Genomic DNA, 14,546 nt, shown 5'->3' with positions numbered 1-14,546 from the left:
CAGTTGACAGTTGACAGTTGACAGTTGACAGTTGACAGTTGACAGTTGACAGTTGACAGTTGACAGTTGACAGTTGACAGTTGACAGTTGACAGTTGACAGTTGACAGTTGACTGTTCCCTGTTTCCTAAAAAGGCAACTTATCGAATAAACCCAACGAAAAACTAATGAAAAAACCCAGGATGCTAATAACGAAGATAATTGTCAGCATATAGCCTTGGGATTGACCAGAAATGCTGTATTTCAAACTTTGTCCGCTAAAAATTGCCGCAAAGCCGACTAAGTTGACTAAACCATCTACCAAAAAGCGATCGCTCCACGCGGATATCTTGGATAACAGCGCTACAGCACTTACAATCGTTAAGCGGTAAATGCGGTCTATGTAAAAATCATAGCCTAATAAGTCTTGCAAAAATCTCCAGATTAAAATTCTGGATCTTGACCAAGCTTTGTGAAGATGAATGGTAGCGCCAAGAGTTACTCCAGCCAGAGTGGAAGCGAATAGAGAACCAACTATATACCCATCTAAACTTTCCCAGCTAGGTAATAAATACCATTGTTGTAACATTAATGGTAACAATAATGTTAGTATAGTTAAAGTCACCATTGGTAATGCCATTGGCCAGGCGACTTCTGGGGCGCGGTGGGTTTTTGGTTGAGATTTTCCCCAGAAAATTAACCGGAATACCCTAGTTAAATTCAAAGCTGTGAGGCCATTAACTAAGATTAAAACCACAATTACCCAGGGGCTAACTCTGACCAGTCCATCAGCCCATGCTAACATTGCCCAGAAACTGCCTAATGGTAGTAGTGTCACCATACCTGCTGAACCGACAACAAAGGCTGTGGTTGTAGCTGGCATTTTTGACCATAAACCCCCCATTTCTGTTAAGTCTTGGGTTTGGGTGGTATAGATAACTGAACCAGAACTCATGAATAATAGGGCTTTGGCTACAGCATGACTGAGGAGTAACATTAAGGCTACTCCGCCTTGTTCTAAACCCACCGCCAAAAACACCAATCCCATATAGGCACTAGTAGAATGGGATAGCGCTCGCTTAATATCAATTTGGGCGATAGATACCAATGTTGCGCCCACTGCTGTCATTATTCCCACCACCACTAAAGTATCCAAAGCAATAGGGGATAAAGATAATAATGGTTGAATCTTGTAGAGAATATAAGCGCCTCCACCTACCACCAAAGAGTTTCGCATCACCGAAGCTGGGTTTGGACCTTCCATAGCTTCATCTAACCACAGATGCAGTGGGAATTGGGCGCACTTACCAGCAGGACCGGCAATTAAACCCAAGCCGAGTAAAGTGGATGTAACTGGGTTTAAATCAGCAGTTTGCGCCCATTCATACAAATCCGAAAAATTTAAGCTACCAGCCAGAGTAGAAAGGGTGACAACGGACATTAATAGTAATAGGTCGCCTACCCGTTTCGTCAAAAAGGCATCTCGTGCTGCTGTAACTACCAAAGGTTGAGCATACCAAAATCCTACGAGTAAATAGGTGGAAAGAGTGAGAACCTCCAGCAAAGCATAACTGAGAAAGAGGGAATCACTAATTGCTAAACCAATCAAAGCGGCTTCAAAAAATCCTAATAGACCAAAAAATCGGGCTAAAGACCAGTCTTTTTCCATGTAGCCTAGGGCATAAATTTGTGCTAATAGACTTAGTGCGGTAATTAAAACAGTTGCTCCCACACTGACCACAGAAATTTCTAAAGCGAAGGATAATTGGAAATCAGCAGCTTGAAACCAAGTTATTAGTAGATGTACTGGCTCTCGATTCCAAACATCTTTAAATACTAATAGACTGTGAATAAAACCTAAGATGGTAGTCAGCAAGTTCAAGTATACAGCAGGTCTAGGTCCTGTGCGTTGGATAATTCCTATACTCCAAGGCAAAGTTAAAATTGCCCCTAGTAAACTATAAAGAGGGACGAACCAACTTGTTAAAAATAGAAATTCATTCATTTAAAATCTTCCTTGACAACTGAGTTTCCATTCTCTTAAACAGCCTTTAAATAATCCTTTGCTCAAAAACAAAATTTTCCGAGAAAATCTATGTTTTCTTAACTTTTTTAGCTAAATATCTTAGGCATATTTGCTTGAAAATAGCCTTTGATCGAGTCATTAAATAATGCTGTCATATTTTATATATTCTCTTATTAAAGAACATTTTTCCCTTCCTGCTGTTTTAAATTAGTTTTTCATGTACATTTGTAAAATTGGCGAATTTTCACCCAGTATTTATGAAAATAGCCAAGTAAAAGATCTAGCCAATAGCCCATCTATCACATACCTAGCCTATGCCAGTCCTCCTTATCAAAGAATTAGCTTAGGCTGTAAACTGTAGTGGTTCTAAAAGTGATAAAGAAATTATAAAGCATAAGCTGTCACTCTAGGGATCAGTGAATTTGAAGACCACAAAGGACAGTATAAAGTTTTGTTAAGTTTTTTAAATATATTTTATGACAAACTATTATAGTAATTTATGTTGCCAAGGATGCCAAGGTTTCATAAGCTTAAATATGGCGGTATTTTGGAAAGTGAGCATCCCCGGCCAAAATTTCCACCGCTAGTTCTAAAACGATTAATTTTTGAGGAGTTCTGCGATGCCAATTGCAGTTGGAATGATTGAAACTAAAGGCTTTCCCGCAGTAGTAGAAGCTGCTGATGCCATGGTAAAAGCTGCCCGTGTGACCTTAGTAGGATATGAAAAAATTGGCAGCGCTCGCGTTACAGTGATTGTGAGGGGAGATGTTTCTGAGGTGCAAGCTTCAGTTGCGGCTGGTATTGAAGCAGCCAAAAGAGTCAACGGTGGTGAAGTAGTGTCTACACACATCATTGCCCGTCCCCACGAGAACTTAGAATACGTCTTGCCAATTCGTTATACAGAAGCAGTAGAACAGTTTCGCGCTTAGTCTAGTTGTGGAAAGGCTGACCATTTAAACGAAAATCATTAACGAGACTGGTGGTTTGAAATTAAATCTGGATACAGGTAAAAATTTAATTTAAGGACAAAAAAATGTCAATTGCAGTAGGAATGGTAGAAACATTAGGCTTTCCCGCAGTAGTAGAAGCTGCTGATGCGATGGTAAAAGCTGCGCGTGTTACTTTGGTAGGATATGAAAAGATCGGTAGTGGTCGGGTGACAGTTATCGTCCGTGGTGACGTTTCCGAAGTTCAAGCTTCAGTAGGTGCTGGGGTAGAATCAGTGAAGCGTGTTAACGGTGGACAAGTGCTATCTACACACATCATTGCGCGTCCTCACGAAAACTTAGAATATGTCCTCCCAATTCGGTATACAGAAGATGTAGAACAATTCCGGGAAGGTGTGAACACAATTCGCCCTTTCGGTAGAAGACCATAATTAATCATGCAAATTGCCAGAGTTCGTGGCACAGTAACTAGCACCCAAAAAGATCCCAGTCTGCGGGGTGTGAAACTGCTGATGTTGCAATTGGTAGATGAAAATGGCAATCTCCTGCCAGTATACGAGGTAGCAGCCGATAATAGTGTGGGGGCAGGAGTGAATGAGTGGGTACTTGTCAGTCGCGGCAGTGCTGCTCGTCAAGTGCTGGGCAATGAACAACGACCCTTAGATGCAGCAGTGGTGGCAATTATAGATACCATTTATGTTGAAGATCGTGTCATTTACAGCAAAAAAGACCAGTATAGATAGTCAGGAACAGGTGACAGAGGACAGGTGACAGGTGACAGAAAAGAAGTAAAAACCGACAACTGACCACTGACAACTGACCACTGACAAAAAGCTTATTTCAGGAGGAATCTCGCAATGGTAGTCCGCAGCACGGCGGCACCCCCAACCCCGTGGTCAAGGAGTTTAGCCGAACCCAATATCGATAAAACTGCATTTGTACACTCTTCTTGTAACCTAATTGGTGATGTCAATATAGGTGCAAATGTCATAATTGCTCCAGGAACTTCCATTAGAGCAGATGAAGGTACACCTTTTTGTGTTAGTGAAAATACTAATATTCAAGATGGTGTAGTTATTCATGGGTTGGAGCAAGGCCGAGTTATTGGTGATGATGGCCAGAAATACTCGGTATGGATTGGCAAAAGTGCTTCCATTACCCACATGGCACTAATTCATGGACCTGCTTACGTTGGCGATAGTTGTTTTATTGGCTTTCGTTCTACGGTATTTAATGCCAGAGTAGGTGCAGGGTGCATTATTATGATGCACGCATTAATTCAAGATGTAGAAATTCCACCGGGTAAATACGTAGCATCTGGATCAATAATTACTACTCAGCAGCAAGCGGATAGATTACCAGATGTCCAGGTGCAGGATCAAGAATTTGCTCACCATGTAGTCGGAATTAATCAGGCTTTGCGGGCTGGTTATCACTGCGCCGCAGATAGCAAGTGTATTGCGCCCATTCGGGATGAACTTAATCTTGCAGCAGATAAATCTTATACAAGTATTGAAATTGAAGAGTTAGAAAGGAGCAGTGACGTGGCCAGCTATAGCTTAAGTACAGAAACAGTAGATCAATTACGTTATCTACTAGAACAAGGATTTAAAATTGGCACAGAACACGTAGACCAAAGACGTTTCCGTACGGGTTCTTGGCAGAGTTGTCAAGCCATTGAAACCCGGTCTTTAGGTGAGGCGGTTTCTGCTATAGAATCCTGTTTGCGAGACCATAGCGGTGAATATGTGCGTCTATTTGGTATTGATAACAACAGAAGACGGGTATTAGAAACAATCGTTCAACGTCCTGATGGTGTAGTCGCTGGTACATCTAGCTTTAAAGCTCCCGCTGCTGCATCCGTTGGCAATTACAATGGTAATGGTAACGGTAATGCCGTTGGTAGTGGGAAATTGAGTGCGGAAACCCTAGATCAAATTCGTCAACTTTTGACCAGTGGTTACAAGATTGGCACAGAATACGTAGATGAACGACGTTTCCGTACAGGTTCTTGGAATAGTTGTGAACCAATTCAATCTACATCTACTCAAGCAGTTATTTCTGCTTTAGAAGAGTGTATAGAGTCCCATAAAGGTGATTATGTGCGTTTAATTGGCATTGACACCAAAGCTAAACGTCGCGTATTGGAAGCAATTATCCAAAGACCAAACGGACTCGTAGCGTCTTCTGGTAGCACCAAATCATTTACAAGTACAAATTCTGCAACTGCAACGGCGACAGCAACGGCGACAGTTACCAGCACCCGTCTAAGCGCGGAAACAGTAGATCAATTGCGCCAATTGTTGTCCAGTGGTGCAAAAATTGCGGTTGAACACGTAGACCAACGCCGCTTCCGCACAGGTACTTGGACAGTTGCGGGTCAAATTCAGACTACATCTGAACGAGAAGCGATCGCAACATTAGAAGGGTATGTTTCTGAATATCCAGGCGAGTATGTGCGTTTAGTGGGGACAGACCCCAAAGCAAAACGCCGCGTATTAGAAGCAATTATTCAGCGTCCATAGGAGTAGGGAAAAGGGAAAGGGCAAGAGGGAAAGGGCAAGAGGTAAGAGACAATAATCATTTAATACCAATTACCTATTACCCATTACCCATTACCAATTACCCATTACCCATTAGCTAATATATCGTCCATTTCCGGCTTCCGAGGTAATTTCATGTCAGTATCGCTGCTACAACTGAGCGATAGATTTGATACACATATTTATGGCGACGTGATTATTCATCCCAGTGCGGTATTAGCTCCGGGAATAATTCTCCAAGCAGCTACTAACAGTAGAATTGTGATTGGTGCTGGGGTATGCCTGGGTATGGGGTCAATTCTCCAAGTGAGCGAGGGTATCCTAGAAATAGAAGCAGGAGCAAACCTGGGAGCCGGTTTTTTGATGGTTGGTCAAGGTAAAATTGGGGCTAATGCCTGTATTGGTGCAGCGACAACGGTTTTTAACTATTCCGTAGCACCAGGACAAGTGATTGCCCCTGGTTCAATTTTGGGGGATACTAGTCGGCAGGTTGTTGAACCGTCAGCGGAAAAACCGGAGTCTTCTAATTCTCAACCAGAGAAACCAGAGAAACCAGAGAAAGAGGAACAAGTAATCTCCTCAACTCAACTCTCGGTGGCGGCTTTTCTGGAATTTAAACACCAATCTACACCCGTATCTCCACCTTCACCCACACCGAAAAGCCAGTCTCCTCCGGTAGAAGAAACCGCTGTGGTAAGTGATTCTACATCTAAAGAAACTACGCTCCCGGATTCTACAGAAGAATGCTCTGAGAACTTAAAACCCAGTCAGTCGAATCTTGAAACTCACAATATTTTTGGTACACAAATTTATGGACAAGGTAGCATAAATAGGCTGCTGAGTACATTATTTCCCCATAGACAATCTTTGGGCAATCAAAACTCTGACAATTCTTCAGGTTAAGTGTTAAGTATGAAGTGTGAACCCAAGTCCATATTCAAATGCTAGTTTTCATTCTTCTGTGATTGAAGACGCTATACGAACCTTATCCTGGAAAATGCAGATGGAAACATATAATGAAAGTGCTTTGAGCAATATTCATGCACCACGTCGCCGTGATAGCCTCAAAGATACTGCTTTAGGTTTAGTCTCAACTCTCAGTTTCCCCGCTATAGTTGGCACGGCTGACATGATGTTAAAGTCGGCTGGAGTCCACTTAGTTGGCTATGAAAAAATTGGTAGTGGTCATTGTACCGCTATTGTCCGAGGTGGTATCGCGGATGTGCGATTGGCTGTAGAAGCAGGTGTACAAACTGCTGAACAGTTTGGACAGTTGGTGTCTAGTTTGGTCATTCCCCGTCCCTATCCTAATTTAGATATAGTTCTACCGATTAACCGTCTGACTAAATTCATGGAAGATGGTAGATACAGTCGTTTGAGTAATCAAGCCATTGGGCTGGTGGAAACTCGCGGCTTTCCAGCCATGGTGGGAGCTTGTGATGCCATGCTGAAAGCTGCTGATGTGCATTTAGCCTCCTATGAAAAAATTGGTGCTGGTTTATGTACGGCTATCATTCGTGGTTCAGTGGCTAATGTAGCTGTAGCAGTGGAAGCGGGAATGTTTGAAGCGGAACGCATTGGTGAGTTAAATGCAGTTATGGTGATTCCTCGGCCATTAGATGAGTTAGAAGAAACTTTACCTGTGGCTAGTTGCTGGATGGAAGAACGCCAACCAGTGAATATACCTATTAATATTAAAGATAAAATCACAGATGTGGAGGCGGTGGAGTTGCCAGATTTAGCGAAATTGCCTGTGAGGGTGAAGGAAGAAATTTGGCATGATGAATAATATCACGGGGAGTAGTATTTCAGGAGAAAACGATCATGTCTTTTACAGTCAAAGAACTAGAAGAAATACAGATAGCATATCCTGACTATCGCCTGGAATTAGTAGATGGGAGTATCATTATTATGAGTCCGTCAGGTTATGAATCGGAAGAAGTAGGTACTGAGTTTGCGCGAATTTTGGGTAACTGGGTAAGACCTCGTAAACTAGGGCGTGTAGTTGGTTCTAGTGCGGGGTTTAAATTACCAAATTCTGATTTACGTGCGCCTGATGTATCTTTTGTTTGTGCTAATCGCCTGAAAAAATCAACGGAAGATTATGCAGAATTAGTTCCTGATTTAGTAGTTGAAGTAAAATCTAAAACTGATTCCTTAGATAAACTGAGAAAAAAGATTGAAGATTTTATGAATTTAGGTGCAAAAGTTGGGATTTTAATTAATCCCAAAACAAGAACTGTAGAGGTTTCTTGTCATGGAGAAACGGTGATTTTCAAAGATGGTGATATTTTAACTCTTCCTGATTTATTACCTGGTTGGGAAGTGGCAATTTCGGAAATTTGGTCGCCTGTTTTTGAGTAGTTTGGATGATGATTAAACCCACATTCCGCACCCCTGATGTCACAATCGGTTGATTCGGATTTTTTCTATTTTTTTCTATGATTGATGTTGTATTTTGTCCTAAAAATCAGAAATATTACTATTACTAGCGATCGCCTAACAGGAACAATGGGGGGGCTGCTGAGTGGCTGCTAAGGAAAGTCTGGTAATGCGATTTTACTTTGTGTCGATTACAGATGAGGTAACAAAAAATGATTGCTGTAAAAGATAAGTTTCCTAAGTTAACACCCGAAGAATATTTTGTCTGGGAAGAGAAACAATTACTTCGCCATGAGTATCTTAATGGTGAAATTTACGCTATGAGTGGGGGAACTCAAAATCATGGACGAATTGCTAGTAATATTATTTTTATTGTTAAATGTCATTTACAGGGTGGTGGTTGTCAGGTTGGTAATTCCGATTGTCGTGTAAATATTTTGGAAACGAACGATTATGTTTATCCTGATGTGAGCGTTACTTGCGAAGATAGCGATCGCACTGCAACCCAAGCAATTCAATATCCCTGTTTAATTGTTGAGGTTTTAGCTACGAGTACAGCCAATTATGACCGAGGGGATAAATTTAGATTGTATCGTCGCAATCCTAGTTTGCAAGATTATGTTTTGGTTGATGCTGAGAAAATAGCGATTGATTTATACCGCAAAAATGATCGCGGTAATTGGGAGATTTTTAATTATCAGTCGGGGGATAATATCGAGCTACGAAGTATTGATTTAAGTTTTCCCATTGAGTCGGTTTATGAGGATATTGTTTTTGAGGAATTAGCATAGCATTAAAATAACAAAAATATAGTTAGATTGACATACTCACCGCTCTAAAGAGACGGGGAAACACTTAACGCTTCACTGACTGATGCTGACTGTTGCTAGTCTTACTCTGTCTCGGCGCCCGTTTAGAGTCGTGGCTATGCTAATCCCGACTTTATTTATATATATTTTTGGTTGAAAATTTCAACTCTATTCCATATTGCCTATTCCCTGCTATTATTATTAATTTATTGATCCCGTCTGGGGGGTGAATCCCCTGGGCAGATGCTACCCCATCGGGTAATATGACAAAACAAAACCCTAAAACTCACCAACCGCTGTTGACTGCAACGCATGACGAATCAACTGAACAATGGTTTTACATTATTTCTCAGTCTGCTAGTTGAGGCCATGCCCTTTTTACTGCTGGGTGTATTTTTCTCCAGTGTACTACTGTTTTTTATTGATGAGAGTAAATTGGTCGAAAAAATGCCCAAAAATCCCCTGCTGGGGGCTTTATTCGGCAGTACAATGGGTCTTTTGTTTCCAGTTTGTGAGTGCGGTAATGTACCTGTGGCTAGGCGGTTATTAATGCAGGGAGTACCTACACCAGTAGCAATGGGCTTTTTATTAGCCGCACCGACAATTAACCCAATTGTCATCTGGTCAACTTGGACTGCATTCCGTGATCAACCAGAAATAGTAGTGTTAAGAGTGGTATTTTCTCTAGCCATTGCTACCATTATTGGTTTTATTTTCAGTTTTCAATCAGACTTAATTCCCTTTTTGCAACCAAGTATAGCTCGTTACCTCAAATTTAACCCCCCTACTCAAGCAAAAACAACACGCGGGGGAAAACAATCCCAATTACAACTGCAAACCAATAGGCCTAGTTTATTGCAATCGGGAACTTATATTCTGGGTGGAACAACGGGAAAACCAAAACGCATAGATGATTATTACAGTGAAGTGGCTACAGTTCCTAACTTTAGTAAACCTTTACCAGAGAAACTCCAGTCTGTATTAGATAATATTGTCCAAGAATTGCGGGAATTAGGCGGAGTTATGGTATTAGGCAGTGCCATAGCTGCTGCTATCCAAGTTTTAGCCCCCCGTGAACTCATTCTTAGTCTGGGAGCAGGTCCTGTTAGCTCCATTTTAGCCATGCTAGTTTTAGCAGGAGTTGTATCAATATGTTCTACGGTTGATTCCTTCTTTGCTTTATCTTTTGCTTCTACTTTTACCAGCGGGTCATTATTGGCATTTCTAGTATTTGGACCGATGATTGATATTAAAGGTATTGGTTTAATGTTATCCATTTTTAAGCCGAAAGCTCTGATCTATCTTTTTTTCTTAGCCGGACAATTGACGCTTTTATTCACTTTATTCATGAATTTGCACGTAATCTGAGATCATGGGACTGACGCAAACTGGAGAAACGCTTGTTCCTTGGTGTCCTCTGCTGCTATCACCAGGGTTGCTAGGCCTTAGTGCAGCTTTCGCTCGCTTCGATATGTGGTTGATTATTCCGTAATTTGTGCGTAAGTCCTAATGTATTACCACTTCACCTATTACCGACAAAATGTCAAATTCTCAAATCAAAGCCTCAAATAAATTCATACCCTGGTTAGATGTGGTCGCTATTACAGCTTGGGGTATTTTAATGTTGAAATACTGGCTAACAGGTAAACTGTATTTGTTAATTCACCCTGATTACTTTTGGTTAGCCATTGTCGGTGGTATAGGTTTGTTAATTATTGGTTTTTTTAAAGGTTTACAACTGTGGAAACACCGCCGCCAACTAGATAAGGCTAATGCTTTGCACATTAATGTATTTCCCCCTGGTTGGGGTAGTTTCCTGCTATTAACAGCCGCAATTCTAGGGTTAATGATTACACCCCGTGCTTTTGCTAGTCAAACAGCTTTGGATCGGGGTGTGACAGAATTAATTGGTGCAACTCGTGTCCAACCCCAAGCATTTCGCGCTCAGGTTCGTCCAGAGGAGCGATCGCTTGTAGACTGGGTAAGAACACTAAATGTATATCCTGAACCAGACGCATATACGGGACAAAAGGTAAAGGTGCAGGGATTTGTGATTCACCAACCTAATGTTAGTCAAGAATATATATTTTTAGCCCGATTTATCCTCACTTGTTGTGCCGCAGATGCTTATCCAGTAGGATTACCAGTGCAATTACCAAGTTCGTCTCGTCAACAATACCCACCTGATACATGGTTAGAAGTGGAAGGACAAATGACAACTCAAACCATTGCCCAAAAGCGCCAATTAACTATTGCGGCCAATTCTCTGAAAAAAATTCCCCAACCTCAAAATCCCTACAGTTATTAATCAGCAGTAGATGATCCCTTTAACTTTTGCTTGTGCTTCTTAAATATACAAAAGATGGCCAATCTAAAATCCAAAATCCAAAATCCAAAATCCAAAATTGTTAGATGAGCAAATCTTATAAATTTATTCAACCATTAGACGGAATTGCGATCGCCCTGATGCTATTATTAAGTATGCTCATAGGGTTAATCATCTGGAAAGGTGATGTTGTCAAACCTGTTGTCCGCAATTTTACCTGGGAAAAACAACAAATTGGAGCGGATGATGTTTCATTTTCTCTGAATTTTAGTCGGCCTATGGATATCAAAAGTGTGGAGGAAAATCTGAAAATAGATCCACCTTTGGCTGGTAAAATTAGTTGGGCGGGAAGAAGAATGGTGTATACACTGCTGACACCAGCCCCCTATGGCACAACTTACCAAGTTAAATTAGAAAAAGGTAGAGACAAATATTCCCAAGCAGAAGGAAAAAACCGGGTTATGCAGCCTTTTAATGGTAGTTTTACCACCCGCGATCGCGTTATCCTTTATATTGGAACTAGTCAAGAATTTCCAGGGCAGTTGGTACTTTATAATTTGACCAAAGAACAAAAAAAGGTTCTTACCCCCAAAGACTTAATTGTTATGGATTTTGAGCCATTCCCTAATGGTGAAAAAATTGTATTTTCTGCTCGTTCTTCTCAAAATCCCGACCTACTTTCAGCCCAAATTTATACTGTTACTACGGGTATTTCTAGTCAAATTGGTAAGGAAGCAAAAGCAGCCGGGAAGGTTGACTTGATTTTGGATAACAAAGAATATCAAAATCTGAAATTTGACCTTTCAGCAGATGGAGAAACTATTGTTATTCAAAGAGGTAAACGGGATAACCCTGGTGATTTTGCTCTCTGGTATTTACCTACTAGCAATGATATTTATTCAGAAAAACCCATCCCAAAACGCTTACAAGGACAACCGGGTGGGGATTTTTTGATTACACCAGACAGCAAAGCCGTAGCAGTTTCCCAAGGTCAGGGAACAGCAATTGTTTCTTTAGACGGTAATAGCAACAAACCCCTAGATTTTCTTCCCCAATTTGGCTTAGTACAAGCCTTTTCTAAAGACGGCTCCCAGGCGGCAATGGTCAAATTTAATACTGATTATACGCGGGATTTGTTTTTGGTAACCAATCAAGGTGTACAAAAGCAATTATTAAAGACTAAAGGCTCTATTCTTAGTTGTCAGTTTGATCCTGCGTCCCCCACTCTTTACTGCTTACTGACACAACTTATTTCTCAGGAACAATATCTGGAACAGCCTTATTTACTGGCCATTGATTTGAAAACAGGAATGCAAAAACCACTACTACTGCTACCTGCTGCTCAACGCAATGTCCAAACCAGTTTAGCGCCTGACGGTTTAGGCTTATTATTTGACCAAGTAATTCCCATCAACAATAATACTACACCATTACCTGCAAATACCTTAAAAACTGAGGATGGTGAACCGATTGCTAGTAGTACTCTTTGGTTAATGCCCTTGCTACCCATCCCTGATAATACTAACATTGATATTAAACCAGAACAATTACCCCTCGTCGGCTTTCATCCCCATTGGCTACCTTAATTGATTGACAACTGACCAAAAAATTTTAGATTTTAGATTTTAGATTTTAGATTGGGAGTTTTCGGTACAAGTAGGGGTCAACGGCCGTTGCCCCCTACAATTCCAGGGTGGAACTAATTCACAATCGTAATTTGTAGATTTAATATCTATTGACTATTTTGTTGGTGTCAAAGGATTGATATTGGTTAGGTATTTGTGGATCATAACCATAGTGAGCATAACAAATTTACCTCCCATTAGCCTTCAAGAACGCGACGCTATCGGCTAAGTACAGATGATAAACACGAAACCGTAGTTATGGAAAAATTGGCAGACAGCAACCAACAGGACTTGATTGCAGAACTTGACATTGATCAACAGGCACAGGTCAATTTAGAATTTCAGCAACTACTAAACTTAAATACAGAATTACGCACAGCTAATAATGATTTATACGCTCAAGTAGAGCAGTTAAAAACGGAATTGGCGGAAGCAGAAAAAATTTTGCAATGGCAGAAAACACGCTCTAGTGTTACTGAGTCCATGTTTAAACAACAATCTCAAGAACTTTCCGCTGCGGGTGAGCAAATTCAGTCTTTATATCAACAGTTAGAAATATCTGTACAAACGGTTCAACGCCAGGAAGTCTGTATAGAGAGTTATAAATCCCTTATGGAAATTAGCCAACAACGTTTAGCGCGTTTAGAACGGGAATGTTCTTTGCTACAAAGTAATTATGGTGAACAGTCCCAGCAGCTATTACAATCGGAAAATACTTGTCGTGAATTGCGGGCTAGACTTATGCGTCAACAACGACAGACTTTACAATTTAAGTCGGCTTTGGAAAAATGTCTGGATACACCAATTCCCGGTGATGGGATTTATGTAGAGAATGATGGTCATCACCCATACAATGTTATTCACAAACAAACTAGATTTTCTAGAAAAGCTCGATCTTTGTTCCCCAACGCTCAACCTATTCAACCTTGGTCTGGAGTTACAGATTCTCCAAGCGATTCTATACATAATCCCTGGATGCCACCAAAGGCAACTATTTCTGATGACTATGGCCACGATCAAGAACCATTGATCTCCCAGTCAATAACGGGTAAGGTGGAAACTGTAGCTAGTTCTGAAATATTACCGGAAAGTCTGCCACAGGATGATATCACCCATCAGCTTTTTACTAGTCCATTACCTCAAGTAATTTCACAAGCAACAGCAGGAGAGGTAAATATTCATCATCCTGATGACGATGATACATTTATTTGGGAAAATCTGTCCTTGAATCTGGAAAATAATCCACAAACAGAAATAACAATCAATCAGGATGTAAAGCTAGAAATTAATCCATTAGCTACTAATGAAAACCATGATCAGCAAAATTTGCTATTATCACCAGTGCCGGCATTACCAATCACTTCTACAGAGGTGGAAATGGAAGATTATTGGTTAGATGTTGCAGATGATCAATCTTTAGATCATAATACATCTGATACATCTGCACATAAATCACCTTCACCATTGATTTATCCCCAACGACCACCCAAGGGACGGAAATCTTTAGCATCTGTAGAATTACCGAATTTTCAACCCAAACCTAAGTAACTTGTGAAGAGTTTATTTCTGATCAAGTTTTTGATAAAATGCTTTTTGAGAATGAAAATTTTCAAAATGAAAATCATCAATCAATTAAGGGCAGGATAAGAATGACTCAGGTGCTTTTAGGACAAAATGAAAGCATAGATTCGGCTTTGCGTCGTTTTAAACGCCAAGTTGCTCAAGCTGGTATATTAGCTGATGTAAAATCTCGGCGACACTTTGAAACACCTTTGGAAAAGCGTAAACGTAAAGCAGTTGCTATTAGACGTAACCGGCGTTTTAGATAAACATATTTCGGTGGCTACAAAATTTGCTTGAGATGTTATAAGCTAAAGATATACTGTAAAGGTTAATTGCTGGGTGGAAAT

Annotated in this window: 14 protein-coding genes; 13 read left to right on the top strand and 1 reads right to left on the bottom strand. The window is 40.7% G+C overall.

Annotated features, from left to right (window positions below):
• Positions 1 to 126 precede the first annotated feature (126 nt).
• The gene (locus tag H6F62_RS07680) at positions 127 to 1,983 is read right to left on the bottom strand and encodes an NAD(P)H-quinone oxidoreductase subunit F (RefSeq protein ID WP_137906564.1); all 1,857 of its coding nucleotides are present in this window, start codon (positions 1,981 to 1,983) and stop codon (positions 127 to 129) included.
• Between the two features lie 641 nt (positions 1,984 to 2,624).
• On the opposite strand from H6F62_RS07680, the gene H6F62_RS07675 reads away from it, so the two are divergent.
• The 13 genes from H6F62_RS07675 (at position 2,625) to rpsU (ending at position 14,465) form a co-directional block, all read left to right on the top strand.
• The gene (locus tag H6F62_RS07675) at positions 2,625 to 2,933 is read left to right on the top strand and encodes a carbon dioxide-concentrating mechanism protein CcmK (protein WP_027401081.1); all 309 of its coding nucleotides are present in this window, start codon (positions 2,625 to 2,627) and stop codon (positions 2,931 to 2,933) included.
• A gap of 104 nt (positions 2,934 to 3,037) precedes the next feature.
• Positions 3,038 to 3,382, top strand: a complete 345-nt coding sequence (locus H6F62_RS07670; protein WP_015080435.1) for a carbon dioxide-concentrating mechanism protein CcmK — start codon at positions 3,038 to 3,040, stop codon at positions 3,380 to 3,382.
• 6 nt (positions 3,383 to 3,388) lie between these two features.
• On the top strand, positions 3,389 to 3,694 hold the full coding sequence (locus H6F62_RS07665; protein WP_028084695.1) for a EutN/CcmL family microcompartment protein: 306 nt from the start codon (positions 3,389 to 3,391) through the stop codon (positions 3,692 to 3,694).
• Between the two features lie 114 nt (positions 3,695 to 3,808).
• A complete protein-coding gene (locus tag H6F62_RS07660) occupies positions 3,809 to 5,476 on the top strand; it encodes a ribulose bisphosphate carboxylase small subunit (RefSeq protein WP_137906565.1) in 1,668 nt (555 codons plus the stop codon).
• A gap of 153 nt (positions 5,477 to 5,629) precedes the next feature.
• Positions 5,630 to 6,397, top strand: coding sequence for a transferase (locus H6F62_RS07655; RefSeq protein ID WP_137906566.1), 768 nt, complete (start codon positions 5,630 to 5,632; stop codon positions 6,395 to 6,397).
• Positions 6,398 to 6,497: 100 nt separating this feature from the next.
• The gene (locus H6F62_RS07650) at positions 6,498 to 7,283 is read left to right on the top strand and encodes a BMC domain-containing protein (protein WP_137906567.1); all 786 of its coding nucleotides are present in this window, start codon (positions 6,498 to 6,500) and stop codon (positions 7,281 to 7,283) included.
• A gap of 35 nt (positions 7,284 to 7,318) precedes the next feature.
• On the top strand, positions 7,319 to 7,858 hold the full coding sequence (locus tag H6F62_RS07645) for a Uma2 family endonuclease (protein WP_137906568.1): 540 nt from the start codon (positions 7,319 to 7,321) through the stop codon (positions 7,856 to 7,858).
• A gap of 230 nt (positions 7,859 to 8,088) precedes the next feature.
• Positions 8,089 to 8,667 (top strand): Uma2 family endonuclease, encoded by a 579-nt coding sequence (locus H6F62_RS07640; RefSeq protein ID WP_190371727.1) that lies wholly within the window; start codon positions 8,089 to 8,091, stop codon positions 8,665 to 8,667.
• Between the two features lie 330 nt (positions 8,668 to 8,997).
• On the top strand, positions 8,998 to 10,053 hold the full coding sequence (locus tag H6F62_RS07635) for a permease (RefSeq protein WP_190371726.1): 1,056 nt from the start codon (positions 8,998 to 9,000) through the stop codon (positions 10,051 to 10,053).
• A gap of 172 nt (positions 10,054 to 10,225) precedes the next feature.
• Positions 10,226 to 10,993 carry a TIGR03943 family protein gene (locus tag H6F62_RS07630; RefSeq protein WP_137906571.1) on the top strand — a complete coding sequence of 256 codons (768 nt, stop codon included), beginning with the start codon at positions 10,226 to 10,228 and terminating at the stop codon, positions 10,991 to 10,993.
• Between the two features lie 104 nt (positions 10,994 to 11,097).
• Positions 11,098 to 12,597 (top strand): Ig-like domain-containing protein, encoded by a 1,500-nt coding sequence (locus tag H6F62_RS07625; protein ID WP_137906572.1) that lies wholly within the window; start codon positions 11,098 to 11,100, stop codon positions 12,595 to 12,597.
• Between the two features lie 297 nt (positions 12,598 to 12,894).
• Complete coding sequence (locus H6F62_RS07620; RefSeq protein ID WP_137906573.1) at positions 12,895 to 14,184, top strand: hypothetical protein; 1,290 nt, start codon at positions 12,895 to 12,897, stop codon at positions 14,182 to 14,184.
• Between the two features lie 101 nt (positions 14,185 to 14,285).
• Positions 14,286 to 14,465 (top strand): 30S ribosomal protein S21, encoded by a 180-nt coding sequence (rpsU, locus tag H6F62_RS07615; protein WP_028084685.1) that lies wholly within the window; start codon positions 14,286 to 14,288, stop codon positions 14,463 to 14,465.
• The last annotated feature ends 81 nt before the right edge of the window (positions 14,466 to 14,546 follow it).

Source organism: Anabaena sp. FACHB-1391, from assembly GCF_014696755.1.
Classification (GTDB): Bacteria; Cyanobacteriota; Cyanobacteriia; order Cyanobacteriales; family Nostocaceae; genus Dolichospermum; species Dolichospermum planctonicum.
This window is presented reverse-complemented; position numbering and strand designations above follow the sequence as displayed.